General features: G+C 64.9%; 20 protein-coding genes, 1 other RNA gene and 3 pseudogenes. 8 read left to right on the top strand and 16 right to left on the bottom strand.

The window, feature by feature from the left end; genetic code table 11:
• Nucleotides 1-12 precede the first annotated feature (12 nt).
• Nucleotides 13-639 carry a bifunctional 4-hydroxy-2-oxoglutarate aldolase/2-dehydro-3-deoxy-phosphogluconate aldolase gene (eda, locus tag DRB87_RS04130; RefSeq protein ID WP_130024969.1) on the bottom strand — a complete coding sequence of 209 codons (627 nt, stop codon included), beginning with the start codon at nucleotides 637-639 and terminating at the stop codon, nucleotides 13-15.
• 36 nt (nucleotides 640-675) lie between these two features.
• Nucleotides 676-2,508 (bottom strand): phosphogluconate dehydratase, encoded by a 1,833-nt coding sequence (gene edd, locus DRB87_RS04125; protein ID WP_165385404.1) that lies wholly within the window; start codon nucleotides 2,506-2,508, stop codon nucleotides 676-678.
• Nucleotides 2,509-2,809: 301 nt separating this feature from the next.
• Here edd and DRB87_RS04120 point away from each other — a divergent pair.
• A pseudogene (locus DRB87_RS04120) lies at nucleotides 2,810-3,654 on the top strand (MurR/RpiR family transcriptional regulator).
• A gap of 63 nt (nucleotides 3,655-3,717) precedes the next feature.
• On the opposite strand, the gene DRB87_RS04115 reads toward DRB87_RS04120, so the two are convergent.
• From DRB87_RS04115 to DRB87_RS04105, 3 genes are all read right to left on the bottom strand, one after another.
• A complete protein-coding gene (locus DRB87_RS04115; RefSeq protein WP_130024968.1) occupies nucleotides 3,718-4,698 on the bottom strand; it encodes an NAD(P)-dependent oxidoreductase in 981 nt (326 codons plus the stop codon).
• A 72-nt stretch (nucleotides 4,699-4,770) separates the two neighbouring features.
• Nucleotides 4,771-5,391, bottom strand: a complete 621-nt coding sequence (locus DRB87_RS04110; protein WP_130024967.1) for a 2-hydroxychromene-2-carboxylate isomerase — start codon at nucleotides 5,389-5,391, stop codon at nucleotides 4,771-4,773.
• Between the two features lie 106 nt (nucleotides 5,392-5,497).
• Entirely contained in the window at nucleotides 5,498-5,914 is a 417-nt protein-coding gene (locus tag DRB87_RS04105) for a CopD family protein (RefSeq protein WP_130024966.1), read from the bottom strand.
• A gap of 301 nt (nucleotides 5,915-6,215) precedes the next feature.
• Here DRB87_RS04105 and ruvC point away from each other — a divergent pair, with 301 nt between their 5' ends.
• The 3 genes and pseudogenes from ruvC (at nucleotide 6,216) to DRB87_RS04090 (ending at nucleotide 8,962) form a co-directional block, all read left to right on the top strand.
• The gene (gene ruvC, locus DRB87_RS04100; RefSeq protein WP_130024965.1) at nucleotides 6,216-6,758 is read left to right on the top strand and encodes a crossover junction endodeoxyribonuclease RuvC; all 543 of its coding nucleotides are present in this window, start codon (nucleotides 6,216-6,218) and stop codon (nucleotides 6,756-6,758) included.
• Nucleotides 6,759-6,869: 111 nt separating this feature from the next.
• Nucleotides 6,870-7,940, top strand: coding sequence for a Holliday junction branch migration DNA helicase RuvB (ruvB, locus tag DRB87_RS04095; RefSeq protein WP_026132306.1), 1,071 nt, complete (start codon nucleotides 6,870-6,872; stop codon nucleotides 7,938-7,940).
• A 138-nt stretch (nucleotides 7,941-8,078) separates the two neighbouring features.
• A pseudogene (locus tag DRB87_RS04090) lies at nucleotides 8,079-8,962 on the top strand (oxygenase MpaB family protein).
• 40 nt (nucleotides 8,963-9,002) lie between these two features.
• Here the strand turns inward: DRB87_RS04090 and DRB87_RS04085 are convergent.
• The 4 genes from DRB87_RS04085 to tyrS form a co-directional block, all read right to left on the bottom strand.
• The gene (locus DRB87_RS04085; RefSeq protein WP_130024964.1) at nucleotides 9,003-9,704 is read right to left on the bottom strand and encodes a histidine phosphatase family protein; all 702 of its coding nucleotides are present in this window, start codon (nucleotides 9,702-9,704) and stop codon (nucleotides 9,003-9,005) included.
• 77 nt (nucleotides 9,705-9,781) lie between these two features.
• Nucleotides 9,782-10,408, bottom strand: a complete 627-nt coding sequence (locus DRB87_RS04080) for a YbhB/YbcL family Raf kinase inhibitor-like protein (protein WP_130024963.1) — start codon at nucleotides 10,406-10,408, stop codon at nucleotides 9,782-9,784.
• 177 nt (nucleotides 10,409-10,585) lie between these two features.
• The gene (gene dtd / locus DRB87_RS04075) at nucleotides 10,586-11,053 is read right to left on the bottom strand and encodes a D-aminoacyl-tRNA deacylase (RefSeq protein WP_130024962.1); all 468 of its coding nucleotides are present in this window, start codon (nucleotides 11,051-11,053) and stop codon (nucleotides 10,586-10,588) included.
• Nucleotides 11,054-11,105: 52 nt separating this feature from the next.
• Nucleotides 11,106-12,350: a tyrosine--tRNA ligase gene (gene tyrS, locus DRB87_RS04070; RefSeq protein WP_017235652.1), complete on the bottom strand. Its 1,245-nt coding sequence runs from the start codon at nucleotides 12,348-12,350 to the stop codon at nucleotides 11,106-11,108.
• Nucleotides 12,351-12,549: 199 nt separating this feature from the next.
• Between tyrS and DRB87_RS04065 the strand changes: the two genes are divergently transcribed.
• Nucleotides 12,550-13,920, top strand: coding sequence for a M23 family metallopeptidase (locus DRB87_RS04065; protein ID WP_130024961.1), 1,371 nt, complete (start codon nucleotides 12,550-12,552; stop codon nucleotides 13,918-13,920).
• 93 nt (nucleotides 13,921-14,013) lie between these two features.
• On the top strand, nucleotides 14,014-15,162 hold the full coding sequence (locus DRB87_RS04060; RefSeq protein ID WP_130024960.1) for an anhydro-N-acetylmuramic acid kinase: 1,149 nt from the start codon (nucleotides 14,014-14,016) through the stop codon (nucleotides 15,160-15,162).
• A gap of 99 nt (nucleotides 15,163-15,261) precedes the next feature.
• On the opposite strand, the gene erpA is transcribed toward DRB87_RS04060, so the two are convergent.
• The 4 genes from erpA to rplM form a co-directional block, all read right to left on the bottom strand.
• Nucleotides 15,262-15,627, bottom strand: a complete 366-nt coding sequence (erpA, locus tag DRB87_RS04055; protein ID WP_017235649.1) for an iron-sulfur cluster insertion protein ErpA — start codon at nucleotides 15,625-15,627, stop codon at nucleotides 15,262-15,264.
• A gap of 97 nt (nucleotides 15,628-15,724) precedes the next feature.
• On the bottom strand, nucleotides 15,725-16,768 hold the full coding sequence (gene argC, locus DRB87_RS04050) for an N-acetyl-gamma-glutamyl-phosphate reductase (protein ID WP_017235648.1): 1,044 nt from the start codon (nucleotides 16,766-16,768) through the stop codon (nucleotides 15,725-15,727).
• Between the two features lie 183 nt (nucleotides 16,769-16,951).
• Entirely contained in the window at nucleotides 16,952-17,347 is a 396-nt protein-coding gene (rpsI, locus tag DRB87_RS04045) for a 30S ribosomal protein S9 (RefSeq protein WP_010805092.1), read from the bottom strand.
• A gap of 10 nt (nucleotides 17,348-17,357) precedes the next feature.
• Nucleotides 17,358-17,786 carry a 50S ribosomal protein L13 gene (rplM, locus tag DRB87_RS04040; protein WP_010805091.1) on the bottom strand — a complete coding sequence of 143 codons (429 nt, stop codon included), beginning with the start codon at nucleotides 17,784-17,786 and terminating at the stop codon, nucleotides 17,358-17,360.
• Nucleotides 17,787-18,423: 637 nt separating this feature from the next.
• Between rplM and DRB87_RS04035 the strand changes: the two genes are divergently transcribed.
• A complete protein-coding gene (locus tag DRB87_RS04035; protein WP_026132304.1) occupies nucleotides 18,424-18,846 on the top strand; it encodes an OsmC family protein in 423 nt (140 codons plus the stop codon).
• Nucleotides 18,847-18,934: 88 nt separating this feature from the next.
• Here the strand turns inward: DRB87_RS04035 and rnpB are convergent.
• The 3 genes from rnpB to pyrC form a co-directional block, all read right to left on the bottom strand.
• Nucleotides 18,935-19,343, bottom strand: an RNA gene (gene rnpB, locus DRB87_RS04030) — RNase P RNA component class A.
• 215 nt (nucleotides 19,344-19,558) lie between these two features.
• Nucleotides 19,559-20,341: a DUF3025 domain-containing protein gene (locus DRB87_RS04025; RefSeq protein ID WP_130027712.1), complete on the bottom strand. Its 783-nt coding sequence runs from the start codon at nucleotides 20,339-20,341 to the stop codon at nucleotides 19,559-19,561.
• 44 nt (nucleotides 20,342-20,385) lie between these two features.
• Nucleotides 20,386-21,423, bottom strand: coding sequence for a dihydroorotase (pyrC, locus tag DRB87_RS04020; RefSeq protein ID WP_130024959.1), 1,038 nt, complete (start codon nucleotides 21,421-21,423; stop codon nucleotides 20,386-20,388).
• A gap of 194 nt (nucleotides 21,424-21,617) precedes the next feature.
• On the opposite strand from pyrC, the pseudogene DRB87_RS04015 reads away from it, so the two are divergent.
• Nucleotides 21,618-22,447, top strand: a pseudogene (locus DRB87_RS04015) (class II glutamine amidotransferase).
• Nucleotides 22,448-22,456: the final 9 nt, after the last annotated feature.

Below are 22,456 nucleotides of genomic sequence, written 5' to 3'. Positions count from 1 at the left end.
AACCGGTGTTGCCTAGCGGCGCGGCAAGGCAGTCGCCGCGCGCGCGAGACGCGTAATGCCGTCCCAGTCCTGCGCGTCCACGAGCGCCTTGGGGGTGAGCCACGATCCCCCCACGCACACCACATTGGGTTGCGCGAGATACGACGGCGCCGACTCGGCGCTGATACCGCCCGTCGGGCAGAAACGCACGTGCCGGAACGGCCCGTAAAGCGCCTTGAGCATCGGTACGCCCCCCGACGGTTCGGCCGGGAAGAACTTCACCGTGTCGTAGCCATCGGCGAGTGCCGCGAGAATATCGGACGGCGTCACCACGCCCGGCAGCAACGGCAGACCTGCTGCCCTGGCCGCCGCGCCCAGCGCGCTCGTGTAGCCCGGCGAGACGCCGAAGCGCGCGCCGGCCGCCACGGCCTGCGCCATTTCTTCCGGGCGCGTGAGCGTGCCCACGCCGACAATCAGTTCGTCGGACAGCCCCGCCACATGGCGAATGACGTCCATCGCGGCCGGGGTGCGCAGCGTGATTTCGAGGACCCGCACGCCGCCCGCGAGCAGCGCACGCGAGACCTGCTCGCCCTGCTCGACGCTGTCGAACTGGAGCACCGGAACCACGGGGCCGGCACGAACGATGTCATTGATGTCCATTACGTTTTCCTTGAATGCAGCGACGTGACCGGCACGTCACTCAGAACCGAAGAACACGGACGCGCCGGCTTCTGCCGCGCCCACCGCCGCGCGCATGTGACCGAAGAGCAGACGCCCGGTGTCGTCGCCCGAGACCGGCACTTCTGCCATCTCACGCGCCTCCCACGCCTGCGGGGCCACCTCGGCGTGCAGCATGCCGGCGTTCGCGTCGAGCACGATCAGATCGCCGTCGCGCACCCGTGCCAGCGGGCCGCCGCCCGATGCTTCGGGCGACACGTGAATCACGGCGGGCACCTTGCCCGAGGCGCCGGACATCCGGCCATCGGTCACGAGTGCCACCGCAAACCCTTCGTCCTGCAAAACACCGAGCAGCGGGGTGAGGCGGTGCAGCTCGGGCATGCCATTGGCGCGCGGCCCCTGGCCACGCAGCACCACGACCACGTCGCGACGCAATTCACCGGCGTCGAACGCGGTCTGAACCGCTTCCTGCGACGCAAATACGCGTGCCGTTGCGGCCACGCGCCGATGTTCCGGCTTGACCGCCGACACCTTGATGACGCCGCGGCCCAGATTGCCGTGCATGAGCCGTAATCCGCCATCGGGGGCGAACGGTTCGGCATGGCCGCGCAGGACGTCACGATCACCACTGTAGGCGCTACCGGCGCGCCACGCCAGTCCATCGGGCGACAGCCACGGCTCGGCGCGGTAGCGCGCGAGGCCCGGACCGGCCACGGTCTTGACGTCGTCGTGCAGCAGGCCCGCGTCGAGCAATTCGCCAATCAGGAAGCCCATGCCACCCGCCGCGTGGAAATGATTCACGTCGGCCTTGCCGTTCGGATAGACGCGCGCCATGAGCGGCACCACGGCCGACAACGCGTCGAAATCGTCCCAATCGATGATGACGCCCGCCGCGCGGGCCATCGCCACCAGATGGAGCGTGTGATTGGTGGAACCGCCCGTGGCCAGCAGGCCGACGATGCCGTTGACGACGGCACGCTCGTCGACCACATGGCCGATCGGGGTGTAGTCGGGCGTGTCGGCGCCGATGGCCAGCACGCGCGCGAGGGCGGCGTCGGTCAATGCGTCGCGAAGCGGCATGTGCGGATGCACGAAGGCCGCGCCCGGCAGGTGCAGGCCCATGATTTCCATCAGGAGCTGATTGCTGTTGGCGGTGCCGTAGAACGTGCAGGTGCCTGCGCCGTGATAGGCCTGCGCCTCGGCTTCGAGCAGCGCGTCGCGGCCGACCTTGCCCGTGGCATACGCCTGGCGGATCTTGGCCTTCTCGTCATTCGACAAGCCGCTCGTCATTGGCCCGGCCGGTACGAAGATCGTCGGCAGATGACCGAATTGCAGCGCGCCGATCACGAGGCCCGGCACGATCTTGTCGCACACGCCGAGCATCAGCGCGGCATCGAACATGTTGTGCGAGAGTGCGATGGCCGTGCTCATGGCGATGATCTCGCGCGAGAACAACGATAGCTCCATGCCCGCGTTGCCTTGCGTGACGCCGTCGCACATCGCCGGCACACCGCCCGCGACCTGCACCGTGGCACCGAGCTTGCGCGCGGCTTCGCGCAAACGCGCCGGATACGACTCATACGGCTGATGTGCCGAGAGCATGTCGTTGTAAGCCGTGACGACGCCGACGTTCGGACGACGCTGCTCGCGCAGGACGAGCTTGTCATTGGCCGGCATGGCGGCGAAACCGTGCGCCAGATTGGCACAGGACAGCGCGCCGCGCTGCGGGAAGCGTCCAGCGCTGGCGTCGACGCGAGCCAGATACGCCGCACGCGTGTCGCGGCTGCGCGCGGCAATGCGCGCCGTGACGGCCATTACGGTCGGGTGCAGGGGCTTCTTTTGCTCAGACATCATGCCGGGGAACGGAAATTGCGACGCACCCGGGACAGGTGCGATTCGGAGCGGAGTTTAGTAGAAATTCTACAGAGCATCAATCGAAAGACATCCGCATCCGGGCTTGTCCCTAGTGTTATCCGATAGTTACGCCGAATTTTACCGTATCAAGAAACATCACACCACAATATGAAATGCTGATTTTCTGTAGTTTTTGTACATGAACGCCGCAACTTGCACTCGCGCCGATCCGCGCCCGCGCTGCGGCGCCGGGACCTGCGGGTGCTATAGTGGGCGCCTGCTTTTGTCGACGCCTGCCATGCTGAACCGAATCAAAGCCACGCTGACCCAATTGCGCCCGTCCGAGCGCAAGCTCGCGACCTATGTGCTGGATGCGCCGCGCGAAGTCGTCGATCTGTCGATGAACGAACTCGCCGAACGCGCCAGCGTCAGCCAACCGACGATCGCCCGGTTCTGTCAGGCGGTGGGTTGCAGCGGCTATCGGGAGTTCAAGATCCGGCTGGCGCAGGGCATCGCACAAGGGGTGCCGTTCGTACACCGCGACGTGCGCCCCGACGAACCGGTGCCGGGCATCGCCAGCAAGGTGCTCGACCGCACCATCGGCAGTCTCATGCAGGTTCGCAACAATCTCTCGCCCGACAGCATCGGGCAAGCCATCGAGCTGCTTGCCGGGGCACGGCGCATCGAGTTCTACGGTGCGGGGCGTCGGGGATTGCCGCACAGGACATGCAGCACAAGTTCTTCCGGCTCGGGGTGCCAGCCGTGGCATATAGCGACCCGCACGTCTACGGAATGTCGGCCGCGCTGCTGCGACAAGGGGATGTGGTGGTGGCGATCTCCAACACCGGGCGCACGCAGGATCTGCTTGAAGCCGTCCAGTTGGCGCGAACGGCGGGCGCGAGCGTGATTGCAATCACGCACAGCAACTCGCCGCTGGCGCGGCAGGCGAGCGTGGCGCTCTTCGCCGATGTCGACGAAGACACCGACGTCTACTCGCCACTGACCTCGCGTATCGCGCACCTGGCCATTGGCGACGTGCTCGCCGTGGGCATGGCGCTGCGCCTGGGCGATCGCCTGCCCGCCCAACTCGCCCGCGCGAAGGAAGTCATCAATCGCCGCCGGACGACGAACGAAGGGAGATAGCCACGGCTATCGCCTCACCCTCGTCATTTCGCGTCGCTTAAGGTCAGCGCCTATGCCGCGCGCTCAGCGCTGCTGTGCCTGCGGATTGACGGCGTTCCGTAGCGGCTTGCCGGTCAGCGCAGCGACGAGGTTGTCCGCCGCGCACGCGGCCATGGCATGGCGCGTCTCGTGTGTTGCCGAACCGATATGCGGCAGTGCGACCACTTGCTTCATCTTCAGCAGCGGCGAATCGACCGATACCGGCTCGCGCTCGAACACGTCGAGACCGGCGCCACGCAGATGGCCCGACGCCAGCGCATCGATCAGCGCCGCCTCGTCGATCACCTTGCCGCGCGCCGCGTTGATGAAAATGGCGCCCGGCTTCATCTGCGCGAATTCGTTCGCGCCGATCAACCGTTCCGTCGCCGGCGATAGCGGCACGAGCGTCACGACAAAATCGGCTTCGGCCAGCAACGCCGGAAGCGCCCGGTGCCGAGCGCCGTAGGCCTGCTCCGCAGCCTCGTTGCGCGAACGGTTGCTGTACAACACCTGCATGCCGAAACCGAGCGCGGCACGACGCGCGACCGCGCCGCCGATGCGTCCCATGCCGACGATGCCAAGCGTCTTGCCCTGCACGTCGGTACCGAAATGCGCCTCGTCGAGACTCGCCGTCCAACCGCCCGACTTCACCAGTTCGGCCAGTTCGACGACGCGCCGGGCACTCGACAGAATCAGGGCGAAGACGGTATCCGCCGTGGTTTCCGTCAGCACATCGGGCGTGTTCATCAGCACGATGCCGCGACGCGTGAGATCGGCCACGTCGAATTGATCGTAGCCCACGGAAATGGTGGCCCAGGCCTTGAGCCTGGGTGCGGCGTCCAGCAATGCGGGCGTGACGTTCATGCCCCCGCCGATGGCGCCCTCGGCGCGGCCCAGCGCCGCCATGAATGCCGCGCGGTTGCCGTCGTTCACCCCGTCGAATTCCGTCAGCGTAAAGGTTTCGGCCAACCGCGCACGCACGTCCGGCGGCACGCTCTTGTACAGCACCACTTCCGGAAGACTCATCCTCTTCACTCCTTGGGGGGGTTGCCGCTGCCCGCACCCGCGGGCGACGGACCCCATGATCGGTATGTCGGATCAGCGCCGAGCGCCCTGCGCGTCGGCAAAAGCCCGTTCGAGAAAATCGAGACGGTCCTGGCCCCAGTAGGGCTGGCCGTCGAACACGAACCACGGTGCGCCGAAGACGCCGGCGCGTTCGGCGTCGTCAGTGTTGGCGTCGTAGGCCGCCTGCACGCCGGCCGTCTTCGACGCCGCGAGCAGCGATGCGCCGTCGAGCGACAGGCTGTCGGCGATCGCCTGCAACGTTGCCTCGTCGGCGATGTTGCGCTCCTCGGCCCACAGCGCCGTCGAAATGGCCGCCGTCAGCGCGAGCGCCTTGTCCGTGCCATGCGCGAGTTGCGCGGCGACGATCAAACGCGCCGCCGGATCGCCCGCCACCGGAAAGTACTTCGGTTCCAGGTTGAGCGGCACGCCGAGATAGCGGGACCAGCGCGCCAGCTCGACCAGACGATACGCTTGGCGCTGCGGCGCACGCTTGGCCAGCGGCAGGCCGCCCGAGCCGGCGAAGATGCGGCCGATATCCATCGGCTTCAACTGGATCTGCACGTCGTAGCGACGTGCCAGTTCGACAAAGCGGGCCTGCCCCATGTAGACATAGGGCGACGGCGGCGCCACGAAATAATCGCAGGTCAGACTCACGGCAGACTCCTCTCGGCTATCGGTGTTGGGCGCGGTTGGCCGCGCGATGGTGCAGTGGCCAGTGCTGGCGATGCGCGACGACGTGGGTGAACCATGACCCGGCGCGTCAGAACGGCTTGACGACCACGAGGATCACCGCCGCGAGCAGCGCCAGCACCGGGAATTCGTTGAAATAGCGATACCAGCGATGCGAATGTGTGTTGCGACCGGTTTCGAATTTGCGCAGCAGACGACCGCACGCATGGTGGTACCCCAGCAGCAACACCACGATGAGCAGCTTGGCGTGCAACCAGCCGCCGTAGCGTCCGATCCCGTAGTACAGCCAGAGGATCAGTCCGAAAGCGAGCGCGGGCACCGCCAGAATCGTCATGAAGCGATAGAGCTTGCGGGCCATGAGCAGCAGACGCTGCGTGGCGGCGGGCTCGCTCTCCATCGCGAGGTTGACGAAGATGCGCGGCAGGTAGAACAGGCCGGCGAACCACGAGGCGACGAAAACGATATGGAGCGCTTTGATCCAGAGCATCGGGGACGGGCGGCCCGCACGCAGGCCGTCGAATATTTTGAACAGCAAACAATGTACAACAATCCGTCGCACCGCGAAGGGCAACGTCCCGCGCATTCAGGCCCGGGCACCGCGACAAATCGACGCGACGCGGCCTGCGGCGTCATCGCGCACCGGGTTGTGATCCGCTGGGGTGCGGCGTCATCGCGTCTCACCCGATGAAACACACCTTGAGCGACGCCCTCGCGCGGCTGTGCCAGAATACGGGCCATATTGGCGTCTTCGCCCCGCATCGGTCGGTTTTCCGACCATTGGCCCCCGCATGAGAATACTTGGCATCGACCCCGGGCTGCGTGTCACTGGCTTCGGTGTGCTCGAAAAGCACGGCAGCCGTCTGCAGTACGTGACGAGCGGCGTCATCCGCACCGGCGAAGGCACGCTGCCCGCGCGGCTGCGCATCATCTTCGAGAGCGTGGCGGAACTGGTCGACACTTATCGGCCCGATCAGGCCGCCATCGAGAAGGTGTTCGTCAACGTCAATCCGCAATCCACGCTGCTGCTCGGACAAGCGCGCGGCGCGGCGATCACAGCGCTGTCAGTCGGCGGGCTCGAGGTCTTCGAATACACGCCGATGCAGCTCAAGCAAGCGGTAGTCGGCTACGGTCGCGCCCGAAAGGAGCAGGTCCAGGAGATGGTCACCCGCCTGCTCACGCTCACCGGCACCCCGGGCAAGGATGCGGCCGACGCGCTGGGCGTCGCCATCTGCCATGCGCACAGCGGCGAGACGTACGCGGCACTGGCCGGCGTCGCCCCGACCCTTGCGGCCAAGGGCCTGCGCGTGCGGCGCGGCCGCCTGGTCGGCTGAGCCTCATCGCCGTCACCGCTGCCGGCACCGCTGCCGACACCGTCCTCCTACGCCGCGCAATCTCCCGCTGCCCGCCCCGGCACGCGACGTCCGAAGCGCTACAATGCAGCCATGATCGAAACCGACAAACTCGCCGCCGAGCGCATCATTGCGCCGACCCCGGCCTCGCCTAACGAAGAAGCCTTCGAGCGCGCGCTGCGTCCCAAGCTGCTCGACGAATATGTCGGTCAGCGCAAGGTGCGCGGCCAGTTGGAGATCTTCATCGAGGCCGCGCGCAAGCGCTCGGAACCGCTCGACCACGTGCTGCTCTTCGGGCCGCCGGGCCTGGGCAAGACGACGCTCGCGCACATCATCGCCCGCGAAATGGGCGTGCATTTGCGCCAGACGTCGGGGCCGGTGCTCGAACGTCCGGGCGACCTCGCCGCGCTGCTGACCAATCTCGAAGCCAACGACGTGCTGTTCATCGACGAAATCCACCGGCTCTCGCCCGTCGTCGAGGAAATCCTGTATCCGGCGCTCGAGGATTACCAGATCGACATCATGATCGGTGAAGGCCCTGCGGCGCGCAGCGTCAAGCTCGACCTGCAACCGTTCACGCTCGTGGGAGCGACCACGCGCGCCGGCATGCTGACGAATCCGCTGCGCGACCGCTTCGGGATCGTGGCGCGTCTGGAGTTCTACACGGCCGAAGAACTGACCGGCATCGTGCGCCGCTCGGCCGGCCTGCTCGGCGCGGCCATCGTCGACGACGGCGCTTTTGAGATCGCCCGTCGCGCGCGCGGCACGCCGCGTATCGCCAACCGGTTGCTGCGGCGTGTGCGCGACTACGCCGAAGTGAAGGCCGACGGGCGCATTACCGCCGCCGTGGCCGACGCCGCGCTCTCGATGCTCGACGTCGATTCGGTCGGCCTTGACGTGATGGACCGCAAGCTGCTCGAAGCCGTGCTCCACAAGTTCGACGGCGGCCCCGTGGGCGTGGACAACCTCGCCGCCGCCATCGGCGAAGAGCGCGACACCATCGAAGACGTGATCGAGCCGTACCTGATCCAGCAGGGCTTCCTGCAACGCACGCCTCGCGGGCGCGTCGCGACACTTGCCGCGTATCGTCACTTCGGACTGGCCGCCCCCGGCAGTGCGCCGGACAGCAGCTCGCTCTGGTCGCCCGACGCCACCGGCAAGTGAACCCTGCCGCTTTGACATCGCCACACTGAACCTCGCATGCCCTCGCACGACGACCTCCCGACTCCGCCTCCGGCAACGCCCTTGCGGCCTGCCGGGCCGGTCGTGGGCGTGTCGGGACGTGTGCGGCATGCCATTGCGATGCGGCTGGTGAGCCTAACCTCAGGCCCCGGCGCTCCACGACTGAACTACGACACCCCGGCTGGCGACCCCGGCCTGTTCGGCCCGGACGCCGCCTGCTGGCACGTGCATGGAGACTTCACGTCGATGATGATCGGCGGCATCAGCGCGCTGCTGATGCAGTCGCTGCACCCGCTCGCGATGGCCGGGGTCTGGGATCACTCGACCTTCCGGCAGGACGTGATCGGCCGTCTGCGCCGCACGGCGACATTCATTGGCGGCACGACCTTCGGCAATACGGCAGACGCCCACGCCCTGCTCGAACGGGTGCGACGCATCCACCTGCAGGTCAAGGGCGTTGCCCCCGACGGGCGCCCCTACGCCGCGTACGATCCCGATCTGCTGACGTGGGTGCATGTGGCCGAGACGTCGAGCTTCCTGCGCAGCTATCTCGTCTACAAGGATCCGGCGTTCGCCCGCAGCGAGCAGGATCGTTATTACGCGGAAGTCGCGCGCATTGCGGTGGCCCTCGGCGCTCGCGACGTGCCGACGAGTGTCGCGCAGATCGACGACTATCTCGCCGCCATGCGTCCGGCCTTGTGCGCGAGCGAGCGCACCGACGAAGTCGTGCGCGTGTTGCGCAATCTGCCCGCGCCGTTCACAGGCGCGCGCCTGTTCAGCGGCGTGTTGTTTCGCGCAGGCATCGATTTACTGCCCGACTGGTCGCAGGCGATGCTCGGCTTCGGGAAGGGGCGACGGTGCGCCGCCTGACGGTGCGGCCCGCGGTGCGTCACACGGCGCAGGTCGCGCGCTGGTCCATGCGCAACAGCGTGGCGCACCGCGCGCGTCGCCGCGCATTGGCGACGCCCGATGTCGTGGTTGTGCAGTCATCGCTGGAACGCTAGGCACGTCCGCACTACGGCCCTTGCGCAACCTGCCCGCCCGTTACACCACGCGGGGATCGACGCGATCCATGGCGGCAGCGCCCTCCGGCCTGTCGTTGCTTTCGTCGCGCACGGCGGCGTCCAGATGCGCGACATCCCCCCAACACAGCACGTGCCAGCCCTGGCCATCGTAGGCCAGGCGGTTCACGCTCGCGTTGAGCAGCGGATAGGCACGCGGCTCGGTCAATGCAAGCCGCGTTGCGAGCCGATAGCAGCAATCGAGCACGCCGCCATGCGCCACCAGCGCCAGATGCTTGCCCGCATAGTCGTGCAGCAGTTGCGCGACGGACTCGGTGATACGCGTGTAGAAGCCTCGCGTGGACTCGCCGCCGGGAATCACGAAATCGGGATCGCGGCTCTGCCAGCGCGCATAGTCTTGCGGAAATTCCGCCTGGATCTCGTCCGGCACACGGGTTTCGAAGACCCCGTAGTGACGCTCCCGCAAACTCGCGGTGCGCACCAGAGGCAAGCCGCACGCGCGTGCGACGGGTTCCGCCGTCTGCACCGCTCGCTGCAAATCGCTCGTGAGCACGTGGTCAAAAACGCGCCCGCGCGCCGCCACCTCGCGCGCGATACGCTGCCCCAACAAGACCGCCTGATGCTCGCCCTCGGTCGAGAGCGGGATATCGGTATGGCCTTGAATCCGTTTGGCGCGGTTCCAGTCAGTCTCACCGTGGCGAATCAAAGTCAGGGTCGTGGTCATGCCGGTCATCGATGCGATTGCTTGTTACGTGTGGCGTGTGGCGTGAGTCAAAGCGGGCGAGGTCAGACGGCGTGCCGTCAGGCCAGCGCCGGATTGAGCGTGTAGGTGCCGGTCACGCGCGCCTGCCCAAGCACGTGCGGCTGAATCGCCGCGAGCACGTCGTCGCCCCCGAAACGGCCGTCGAGCGGCACACGCGCGATATCGAGCGCGTACACGGTGAAGTGGTAGTGGTGCACGATCGTGTCGTTCCACGGCGGGCACGGGCCGTCGTAGCCGTAGTAATCGCCGCGCATGCTCTCGTCGCCCGCAAACCAGGCCGTGTAGTCGTTGATGCCGTGACGCATGCCGTCGAGCGCGTCCGGGCCGAACTTGCCGCGTGGCGTAACGTGGTTGCTGTGGCCGGCCGCCGGGATCTCGGACACCGACGCCGGCACGTCGACGAGCACCCAGTGATAGAAATCGACGCGCGGCAGAGTCGCCGGCACTTCGCGACCTTCCTGGTTGACGTCGTCGCCCTGGCTCGGTACGTCGCTGTCGGTGCAGATCACGACAAACGAACGGGTACCGGCCGGCGCATCGGACCACGCCAGATGGGGATTCTTGTTCTGCGACAGCGCCACGTGCGCCTGTGCATCCGGTTTGCCGAAGGCGAACTGTTCATCTATCGCCGCATTGTCGGCAAACGAGTCACTCCAGACTTTCATCGGTTTCTCCCAAGCATTGTCGTTTCGGAACTCGACGACGGTATCACACCGATGCGAATCGCGTGCGGGCGCCCCGCCACATCCAGACGATTCCGAGCAATTTTCGGGATAGAACCTGGGCGGATGCGGTCGGCGCTGCAGGTAACGCGCGGCATCGCCGGCGCACGCCGCCGAACGTCAACCAGCGTCGGGACGCGTCTGAAGCCAGAACGTGACCGGTCCGTCATTCACGAGCGAGACGCGCATGTACGCGCCGAATTCGCCCGTTTCCACGATCGGATGGCGCGCACGCGCCTGCATGACAAAATGGTCGAAGAGCCGCTTGCCGTCGGCCGGACTGGCCGCCGGGGTGAAGCTCGGCCGGGTGCCGCTGTGGGTGTCGGCCGCCAGCGTGAACTGCGAGACGAGCAGCAAGCCGCCCGCGGCACCGTTGCCATCGAGACTCGAGACGCTGCGGTTCATCTTGCCCGCCTCGTCAGAGAACACGCGATAGCCCAGCAGCTTCGCGAGCAGTTTGTCCGCGCTCGCCTCGGTGTCGCCACGCTCGGCACATACCAGGGCGAGCAGGCCCGGACCGATGGCGCCCACCGTGCGGCCATCGACCGTCACGGCGGCTTCGAGCACCCGCTGGATGAGCGCGATCATCGCCCGACCCGCGCCAGCACGCGCACCATCAGCAGCGATCGGGCGGCGACGCTCAAGCGAGCGTCACGCGCGCGAAGCGGCGCTTGCCGACCTGCACGACATAGGTGCCGGCGTCGATCTTCGCGCCCTTGTCGGACACGGCCTCGCCGTCGATCCGCACGCCGCCCTGCTCGATGTTGCGGTTGGCTTCCGACGTCGACGGCACCAAGCCGGCCTGCTTGAGGAGCTGAGCGATCCCCAGCGGCGCGCCTTCAAGGGAAACTTCCGGAATGTCGTCCGGCACGCCGCCCTTGGCGCGCGCGTTGAAGTCCTCGAGCGCGCGCTCGGCATCGGCCTGCGAATGGAAACGGGCCACGATCTCCTGCGCGAGCAGCACCTTCACGTCGCGCGGATTGCGCCCGCCTTCGACGTCCTTGTGCAATTGGGCGATCTCGTCGAGCGTACGGAACGAGAGCAGCTCGTAGTAACGCCACATCAGATCGTCCGAGATACTCATGAGCTTGCCGAACATCTCGCTCGGCTTCTCGCTGATGCCCACGTAATTGGCCTTGGACTTCGACATCTTCTCGACACCGTCCAGCCCTTCGAGCAGCGGCATCGTCAGAATGCACTGCGGCTCCTGACCGTATTGCTTTTGCAATTCACGGCCCACGAGCAGGTTGAACTTTTGGTCGGTGCCACCGAGCTCCAGATCCGACTCCAGGGCCACCGAGTCATAGCCCTGCATGAGCGGATAGAGGAATTCGTGGATGGCGATCGGCACGCCGCCCTGGAAGCGCTTCGTGAAGTCCTCGCGCTCGAGCATGCGCGCCATGGTATAGCGCGACGCGAGCTTGATCATGCCGTCCGCGCCCAGCTTCATCGACCATTCGCTGTTGTAGCGAATTTCGGTCTTGTTGCGGTCGAGCACCAGCGCGGCCTGTTCGAAATAAGTCTTGGCGTTCGACTCGATCTGCTCGCGGGTGAGCGGCGGACGCGTGCTGTTACGGCCCGACGGATCACCGATCAGCGACGTGAAATCGCCGATCAGGAAGATGACCGTGTGCCCCAGATCCTGCAACTGGCGCATCTTGTTGAGCACCACGGTGTGGCCGATGTGGATGTCCGGCGCCGTGGGGTCCAGCCCCAGCTTGATACGCAGCGGCTTGCCGGTCGCTTCGCTGCGCGCCAGCTTCTGGAGGAACTCCTCTTCCACGAGCAGCTCGTCGCAACCGCGCTTGGCGATCGCCAGTGCGGCCCGCGCGGCGTCGGTCACGGGATACTTCTTTTCCGAGGTGAGTGCGTGTTCACTTGTCATAACATCATTGTCCAGACTGGTTCAGGGTTTCCCTTGAGCAGTCAGTAAAGGCGGAGGCCGCGGTAGCTCTGCTATAATCGCGGCTCAATTCTCGGCTCGGGCCGAAGCGACGCCGGGTTGCCCCGGAATTCCGACAGGCAATCTCGAAGCGTGCCGCTCCGCCCGGGCTTTTTTCGTAAGTTGCGCAGAATTTTACGTGATGTGGCCAAAACTCCGTGATTTTTTTGCGCGTGAACTGCTGACGCTGATCGATCCCACGCAGCCCAAGCACCGTCGCAGGAAGGTGCAAATCGTGGCAACGGTCGGTTCTGCCCTGACGTTGGGAATGGTGACCGCTTTCGGCGTGGCACCGATGGTGCCCGACGCGGCCCGCAACGGTGCGAGCGTGACATTGCCGCTCACCTTCCCCGACCTGGCCAAACAGATTCAGCAGCTCGACGCGCAATCCCAGACCTTTATTCATCAAGTGGCCCTGCGCCGCGGCGAAACCCTGGGCGACATGCTCTCGCGGCTGTCGATCCAGGACCCCGCGGCCGAGCGGTTCATTCGTGAGAACGCCGTCGCCCGTCGCCTGATCGGCGTGCCCCCAGGGAATGTCGTGCAGGCCGAGACCGACGACGATGGCAAGCTCGTCTCGCTCTCCACCGTGTTGTCGAATGGCAGCACCGCGGCCCAGCAACTGGTGATCGACCGCAACGACGGCGGACGCTTGCGCGCCCGCATGGAGCAGTTGGCCAACGATACCGAATGGGCCATGCGCTCCGGTGCCATCGCGGGCAATTTCTTCACGGCGATGGACGATGCGGGCGTGCCCGATGCCGTCGTCGCGCAGATGGTGAACATCTTCTCCGGGGTGATCAACTTCCAGCGTGACGTTCGCCGCGGCGACCGCTTCCGCCTCGTGTACGAGGTGATCAAGCAGCAGGATCGCACCGTGCGCACTGGCCGTGTGCTGGCGATCGAGTTCATCAATCAGGGCAAGACACACCAGGCCATCTGGTACGCCGATCCGAAGGGCGCGCCCGAGGGCGCGTACTACGGCTTTGACGGTCGCAATCTGAAACAGGCTTTCCTGCGCACGCCGGTCGAGTTTTCGCGGATTTCGTCGGCCTTCGGCGGTCGCGAGCATCCGTTCCAGCACAAGTGGAAGCAGCACGAAGGCGTGGATCTGGCAGCGCCTATCGGCACGCGCGTGTTCGCGGCCGGCGACGGCGTGGTCAAGTTCGTCGGCAAGCAAAACGGTTACGGCAATCTGGTCGAGATCGATCATTCCGGCAATTACCAGACGCGTTACGCCCACCTGTCCGGCTTCGGACAAGGCATGAAGCCCGGTACGCGTGTCACCCAAGGCCAGGTCATCGGCTTCGTCGGACAGACGGGCTGGGCCACCGGCCCGCACCTGCACTATGAACTGCGCTTCAAGGGTGTGCCGCTCAACCCGTTCTCAACGGACGTGGCGGCGGTCGCGCCGCTCTCGGGTCCGCGTCTGAAGCTATTCGACATGTACGCCGAGAACCTTCTCAAGCGCATCGATCTGATGCGCACCGTACAGGTCGCCGAGCGCGATTGAGGTATGCTGGAGACCGCACTGTGCGGGGAGATAGGTGACTCACCTGTGCCCCCTCCCGGTGCGGATTCGATTTCTCCGGCCCCCGCTCCGCCCATGACCGACACCGCTCGCCACCTCGACGCCCCAGCATCTCCCTCTTATTTCATCGGCCTGATGTCCGGCACCAGTCTCGACGGTGTCGACGGCGTGCTCGTCGCGTCAGCCAGCGGGCAGGTGCTCGCAGAAGCCTATCTGCCTTTTCCAGGCGATCTGCGTGAAACGTTGATGGTGTTGCAAGCGCCCTCGGAAAACGAGCTGCACCGCGAAGCGCTGGCGGCGAACGCATTGGTAAGCGTCTATGCGGACTGCGTGCGCGAATTGCTCACGGCCGCCGGATTGCCGGCGTCCGCTATCGCGGCCATCGGCGCTCATGGGCAGACGATCCGCCACCGTCCGGGCGAGTTCGATGGAATCGGTTATACGCGCCAACTCAACGCGCCCGCACTGCTCGCGGAATTGACCGGCATCGATGTCGTTGCAGACATTCGCAGCCGGGATGTCGCCGCCGGCGGCCAGGGTGCACCACTTGTGCCCGCCTACCATCAGGCGGTGTTTTCGGATGCCGGGCAAACGCGCGTCGTCTGCAATCTCGGCGGCATCAGCAATGTGACGATTCTGCCGGCGGCGGCATCCGGCCAGCCCGTCTGCGGCTTTGACTGCGGCCCGGGCAATGCACTGCTCGATGGCTGGGCCGCCCGTCATCTCGGAACCTCGTACGACGACGCAGGCGCCTGGGGCGCCAGCGGACACGTCGACGAGGCCTTGCTGAGCCACTTGCTGAGCGAACCGTACTTCCGTCAGACGCCGCCGAAGAGCACCGGTCGCGACCTGTTCCACGCGAACTGGCTGGATACCCGACTGGCGGCCGCTCCGGGCGTGTCGCCGGTGGATGTCCAGGCCACGCTCGTCGCGCTGACCGCGCAGTGTGTCGCCGACGACGTGTTGCGTTACGCGCCCGACTGCCGAGGCTTTTACGCCTGCGGCGGCGGAACGCGCAATCGTGCACTCATGCAAGCCATCGCGGCGCGTTTGCCGGGTGTAACCGTCGCGACGACCGAGGCGCTCGGCGTACCGCCGCATCAAGTCGAGGCCCGCGCCTTCGCCTGGCTCGCGCAACGTTGCCTGGTCAGGCAACCGGGGAATCTTGCGTCAGTCACCGGCGCGCAGGGCCCTCGCATTCTCGGCGCGATCTATCCGCACTGAGCCAGGCGCACCCATCGCACCAGGAAATCGACGGAGCAATAAGAAAGGGCCCTTGCGGGCCCTTTCTCGTACTGCATCCAGATACGGCTTTCGTGCCGTTCAGACCGAGAACGAAGAACCGCAGCCACAAGTCGTGGAAGCGTTCGGGTTCTTGATCACGAACTGCGCGCCATTGATGTCTTCCTTATAGTCAATCTCGGCGCCGACGAGGTATTGATAGCTCATCGAGTCGATCAGCAGCGACACGCCGTTCTTGTCGAGCACGGTATCGTCTTCGTTGACGTCTTCATCGAAGGTGAAACCATACTGAAAGCCGGAGCAACCGCCGCCCTGCACGAAAACGCGCAGTTTCAGCTCGGCGTTGCCTTCCTCGTCGATCAGTTGCTTGACCTTGTCCGCGGCGCTGTCGGTAAAGACCAGGAAAGCGGGCATTTCCGTGACGGCGGCCTCAAGCGGTGCGTTCATCGCAAATCTCCAAAAATCGGTTCGGTACCATTCTAGTCTCTATTCCCAGATTGTGCCGACGGCAGAAAAATCAAGGGCTTAGAGACCATAAATACCGTTACGGCAGTACGGGAATATGGGTCAGCCCCATGTTCTCCGGCAAGCCGAACATCAGGTTCATACACTGCACGCCCTGACCGGACGCGCCCTTGACCAGATTGTCCTCGACGACGAGGATCACCAGCGTATCTTCATTGCCCGGACGATGCACCGCCATACGGACATAGTTCGATGCGCGCACCCAGCGCGTTTCCGGCATCGAGCCGGCCGGCAGCACGTCCACGAACGGCTCGCCGGCGTAATACGTCTCGAACAGCGCCTGGAAATCGGTGTCGCGCGCTTCGGGCAGGATCGTCGCGTAAAGCGTCGAGTGGATGCCGCGAATCGTGGGCAGCAGGTGCGGCACGAACGTCAGGCCCACGTCGTAGCCCGCGATCGCCTCCAGACCCTGTTTGATTTCCGGGTGATGGCGATGGCCCTTCACGGCGTAGGCCTTGAAGTTGTCGGCCGACTCCGCAAGAATCAGCGACGTCTCACCCTTGCGACCCGCACCGCTTGCCCCCGACTTGGCATCGGCGATCAGGTGTTTGGGATCGACCAGCTTGCGACCACCGGCAAACAGCGGCGCATAGCCTAGTTGCACGGACGTGGGGTAGCAGCCCGGCAGGCCGATGACGCGGGCGCTCTTGATCTTGTCGCGGTTGATTTCGGGCAGGCCGTAGACGGCTTCTTCGAGAATGTCGGGGCAAGCGTGGGGCATGCCGTACCACTTTTCGAACGTGGCGATATCTTTCAGGCGGAAATCTGCCGCCAGATCGATCACGCGCACACCGGCGGCGAGCAGCTCGCGCGCCTGCGCCATGGCCACGCCATGCGGCGTGGCGAAGAACACCACGTCGCAATCGGTCAGGCGGGCGTCGTCGGGCGTGCAGAATGCCAGGTCGACACGGCCTCGCAGGTTCGGATACATATCGGCGACCGGCGTACCCGCTTCCTTGCGCGAGGTGATCGCCGTCAACTTCACTTCCGGGTGCTGTGCCAGCAAACGGAGCAGCTCCACACCGGTGTAGCCGGTGCCGCCTACGATACCTACCTTGACCATGTCCTACCCCTTTCAATCGGAACCGCGATTCTATCAAGCTTCCACGACACGTGTGGGACGGCAACGCGCCTGACGCCTGCGCGAGTCACACGCGCCAAAGGCGACGCACAATAGAAAAAAGGCCGCACGAGGCGGCCTTTCCTTGCATCCGCCAGAGGCAGATGCGAACAAGCACTCGGGCGATTAACGCTTCGAGAATTGCTTGCGACGGCGAGCCTTGTGCAGACCCACCTTCTTACGTTCGACTTCACGGGCGTCGCGCGTAACGAAGCCAGCGGTCGACAGCGTCGGCTTGAGCGTCGCGTCGTAGTCGATCAGTGCGCGGGTGATACCGTGACGAACCGCACCGGCCTGACCCGTTTCACCGCCGCCGGACACGTTGACCTTGATGTCGAACGTTTCAGCGTGGTTGGTCAACTCGAGCGGCTGACGAACGATCATCAGCGACGTTTCGCGAGCGAAGTACTCTTTGATCGGCTTGCCGTTGACGACGATGTCGCCCTTGCCAGCCTTGATGAAGACGCGAGCAACAGCGCTTTTGCGACGGCCGGTGCCGTAATTCCAATCGTTTTTGAACATGGCGTGGCCCTTAGATCTCGAGCGACTTCGGTTGCTGCGCTTCGTGCGGATGGTTACCGTCGGCGTAAACCTTCAGCTTCTTGATCATCGCGTAGCCCAGCGGACCCTTCGGCAGCATGCCCTTCACGGCCTTCTCGAGCGCACGGCCCGGGAAACGCTCTTGCATTTTGCCAAACGTGGTTTCGTAGATACCGCCCGGGTAACCCGTGTGACGGTAGTACTTCTTGTCGGTTTGCTTTGCGCCCGTAACTTTCAGCTTGGCAGCATTGACGATGATGATGTAATCACCCGTGTCAACGTGCGGCGTGAATTCCGGTTTGTGTTTGCCGCGCAGACGGCGTGCCACTTCGCTGGCGACACGGCCGAGGACTTTGTCCGTCGCGTCAATCACAAACCATTCGCGCGTCACCTCTGCCGGCTTAGCGGAAAACGTCTTCATGATCGATCCAAATAAAATACATTTGCCCCATTAACATCAACTTCCTGCTTGTCTGCCGGCCGCGTCCTCGCGATTTGCATCGCATGGCGCAGTCCTGTGCTTGCAGGCTCTCCCTGATGTATCTTCCGTGGGCATTTCCGGAAAAGCCGTTGATTATACAGAAAAAACCACTCGTCGGTAAACGGCGTTTCCCGACGCACAAAAAAAAACCCGAACCTCATGGGTCCGGGTTAAATCCACCAAAGGAGGAGGGTGGAGGAGACACTGGCAGAATTGCTGTGAAGCACAACAACCAATGACTGCAGTCTAGCAAAGCCGATGGTGCGACGCAAGAAAATTTATAGTGCGAAATCAATAACCATAATGCGGAACGCTAGAGGAATGAGAGGCTGACAATTATTTCCATTTAAATCAAATAGTTACCACCAAAACACCTTACACCGCAACCCGACAAGTAGAGTCCAGTATCTAACTTTAGGGTTTATCCGCCTGAAACATCGATCAAAAAAGCGCCAATATTGCGACGCAGCAACCCGTGCTGCCCAGGTCGGCATCCCAAGGTCGCGCTGAGCGTCGTACGCGCCTTGGCGGAAGCCGTTACAATTTTCGCTTGAACGGGATATCGGGGTTTCGGAATATGGAATGCAAGGTGAGTTGGATGGGCCAGGACGGTATGGCTTTCGTCGCCCAGACGGGAAGCGGACACATCGTCGCGATGGACGGTGCCCCGGAGGGTGGCGGTCACAATCAGGCGCCGCGTCCGATGGAAATGCTGTTGGTTGGCACGGGCGGATGCACGGCGTATGACGTCGTGCTGATTCTCAAGAAGAGCCGGGCCGAAGTGAAGGATTGCAACGTCACGCTCAAGGCCGAGCGGGCCAGCGAAGATCCGAAGGTCTTTACCAAGATTCACTTCCACTTCACGGTCACGGGCCGCAACCTGAACCCCGCCACGGTGGAGCGCGCGGTGACCCTCTCTCACGACAAGTACTGCTCGGCGTCGATCATGCTCGCGAAGACGGCGGAGATCACCCATAGCGTCGAGATCGTCGAAGGCTGAGCACCGGTCGGCCCTGCCATTTCTCGCCGACACGATGACATTGGAAACACAAAAGGCTCCCAGCGGGAGCCTTTTGTGTTTTGTTCGGATGCAGAGCCGGCCGATAAGCCGGATTCTGTGAACGCGACTCGCGCCGCGCCTGACAATCATTCCTCTAGGCGACGCATCACTGCGCCGCTCAAGCTTCCTACCCGCAGGCTCCCGGGGCCCCGTTGCCGGCATGCGCACAAGGCGCATGCCGTTCACCTGCCTATTTGGAATTGCTCCGGGTGGAGGTTACCGTGCCGTGTGCGTTGCCGCACGCCGCGGTGCGCTCTTACCGCACCGTTTCACCCTTACCTGATCCGCCTGGCTTGCGCCAGGGGCCATCGGCGGTCTGTTCTCTGTTGCCCTGTTCCGCGTCTCACGACGGATGGCCGTTAGCCATCACCCTGCCCTGTGGAGTCCGGACTTTCCTCCCCCTCCCAAAGGGAGGCGGCGATTGTCTGGCCGACTCTGCGGGCCGAAGTGTATCACGCGCGCCGCCGTGCCGCCGCCCTACCTCCGCCCCCTACCTCCGCCCCCTACCTCCGCCCTACCTCCGCCCTACCTCCGCCCTACCTCCGCCCTACCTCCGCCCTACCTCCGCCCTACCTCCGCCCTACCCCGGCCCTACTTCCGCGCCCAACTCTGCCTGACGTCCGCCCTCCCGGCCCACGCGCCACCGGGACCCTCAGCTCGTCCGACGCCGGCCAGGCCGGAAGACCGAGGTGTCCCGATAATAGGCGGGGTCGTGGTTGGCGGGCCACCAACCGGGAATGCCCAGCACCGGCAACGGCGCGAAGTCGCGTGTTGTGAGCGGCCCACTGGCGAGCCCCGGCGCGATCCGGACGTCGAGCCAGGCGCGGCGCACGAGGGGTGTCCAGCCAAAGTAGGCTTGTGGCACGTCCACGATCCACGCGTGCGCGGTCACTGCCGGGTACGGGGCAACGAGCTTCTCCAGTAACGCATGTCCGAAAGGCTGCACCTCGCAGGCGCGCCCCCAGTCGGCACGCCGTGCAACGAAGAGCGTGTGCCAGTCAAACGCCCGAAGCGCCCCGCCCAGCGCCGGGTCGCTACACGCGAAGAGGACGGCATTTTCGTCGAAGAGGGTGGCGGCATCGCGCGTGGCACCGCGCGTGGCTTGCACACCGTCGACGGCGATGGCGGCGGCCTGACGAGCGTTGAGCGCCGCCTTGCCGCGCGGATAGGTCAGCCAGATCAGCGCATTGAAGAAGTCATGCAGATTAGGGCGCGTCGGCACCCCGCCTGTGTCCGCGATGAAGGCCTCGTAGGCGGTGTCGGCGGGAAGCGCCTGCGGGGCGACGAATCGCAACGCCCGCCCCCGCCCACTCACCTGCCCGGCCGCCGCCGCTTGCGCCGACAGCGCCTCGCGCCAGTCGGCGCCCGCCAAGGCGTCCCGCCCCCGCTCGGCGACCGCGTCGAACCAAGGCGCGTGCCAGTCGATCGCCGGCAAGCCTGTCCACGTGGACGCCAAAGGCGCCGACGCGTCCTCCGGACTCACCCCTTGAGCTTCCAGCCGATGACTTCGCCGCCGCGCAGCGGCACCACGGTCGCATCGCCCATCGGCAGCTCCGCCGGCAGCTGCCAGTCTTCACGGACCAGGGTGATCTTGTCGGTATTGCGCGGCAGTTCGTAGAAATCCGGGCCGTGGAAGCTGGCGAAGCCTTCGAACTTGTCGAGCGCGCCGGCCTTGTCGAACGCCTCGGCGTACAGCTCTACCGCGTGCAGCGCCGTGTAGCAACCCGCGCAGCCGCAGGCGGCTTCCTTCGCCTCGCGTGCGTGCGGGGCACTGTCGGTACCGAGAAAGAAGCGCGGGCTGCCTGACGTAGCCGCCTTCACGAGCGCGTCGCGATGCGTCTCGCGCTTGAGCACCGGCAGGCAGTAGTAGTGCGGCCGGATCCCGCCCGTGAAGATCGCGTTGCGGTTGTACAGCAGATGGTGCGCGGTGATTGTGGCGGCGATGGGGCCGTCGGCCTGCGCGACATACTCGGCGGCGTCCTGGGTCGTGATGTGTTCGAACACAACCTTGAGGCCCGGGAAATCGCGGCGCAACGGCGACATCACACGATCGATAAAGACCTTCTCACGATCGAAGATGTCGATGTCGGCGCTCGTCACCTCACCGTGCACGAGCAGCGGCATGCCAACGTCCTGCATCGCTTCGAGCGCGCCGCGGCACTTGGCCAGATCGGTCACGCCGGCGTCGGAGTTCGTCGTGGCGCCGGCGGGGTAGAGTTTCACCCCATGCACGAAGCCCGATGCCTTGGCGCGACGGATTTCGTCGGCGGCCGTGTTGTCGGTCAGATACAGGGTCATGAGCGGCTCGAACGCATTGCCGGCCGGGCGCGCCGCGAGAATACGCTCGCGATACGCGGCGGCGAGTTCGGTCGTGGTGACCGGCGGCTTGAGATTCGGCATGATGATCGCGCGCCCGAACTGGCGGGCGCTGTCGGGCAGCACGCTCTTGAGCACGTCGCCATCGCGCACGTGCAGGTGCCAGTCATCGGGGCGGGTGATAGTCAATTCGTTGATCATGGGCGTTTTCCGGGAGCTGAGGGAGACGGCTAGCCCATGAGACCGTCGCCGCGCGGTGACGCGTCGGCGCGACGGACCGATTGGGCGGGAATGTACGTACACAGGGGCCAGTGCTATGCTTGTGCAACCCCATATTGTACTGGTTGCGGCGCTCCGACACGACGAGCGCAACCCATCTTCGATTGACCCGCCCCATGTGCCAACTGCTCGCAATGAATTGCGCGGAACCGACCGACATCACGTTCTCATTTACCGGTTTCGCGGCGCGTGGGGGCGGTACGGATCACCACGCGGACGGCTGGGGCATCGCATTCTTCGAAGACAAGGCCTGCCGGCTGTTCATCGATCACCAGGCCGCCGCGAACTCGCCCATCGCCGAGCTGGTGAAGAAATACCCGATCAAGTCCAAGAACGTCATCGCGCATATCCGCAAAGCGACACAGGGCATCGTTGAGCTGGAGAACTGCCACCCGTTCCAACGCGAGTTGTGGGGACGCCACTGGATCTTCGCGCACAACGGCGATCTGCACGACTACGATCCGTTTCTCTCGGGCGTCTATCAGCCCGTGGGGACGACCGACAGCGAGCGCGCCTTCTGCGACATCATGCAGGGCCTGCGCAAGCGCTTCCCCGGTTCGCAACCGCCACTCGACGAGTTGTTCCACGCGGTCGAGGACATCACGCGTACGATCACGCGCCACGGCGTATTCAACTTCGTCCTCTCGAACGGCCAGGCGCTGATCGCGCACTGCTCGACACGGCTGCACTTCATCGCCCGCCAGTGGCCGTTCACGAAGGCGCATCTGATCGACGCCGACTGGGAAATCGATTTTTCCAAGTTCACGACGCCAGCCGATCGCGTGGCGGTGATCGCCACGGCACCGCTCACCGACAACGAAGTCTGGACGACGTTCGCGCCGGGTGAATTGATTCTCTTCGAGAAGGGGGGCCGTCGCTGCGCACCGTAGTGCCGATTCCCGAAGCCGTTCGTCTGCGCAACGAGCAGAACACTGCCTGCCAGTAAGGCCGCGAC

The sequence above is a fragment of the Pandoraea sp. XY-2 genome (assembly GCF_004193915.1).
Lineage (GTDB): Bacteria > Pseudomonadota > Gammaproteobacteria > Burkholderiales > Burkholderiaceae > Pandoraea > Pandoraea cepalis.
Note: the sequence above shows the minus strand (reverse complement) of the source record. Positions and strands in the feature narration are given on the sequence as shown.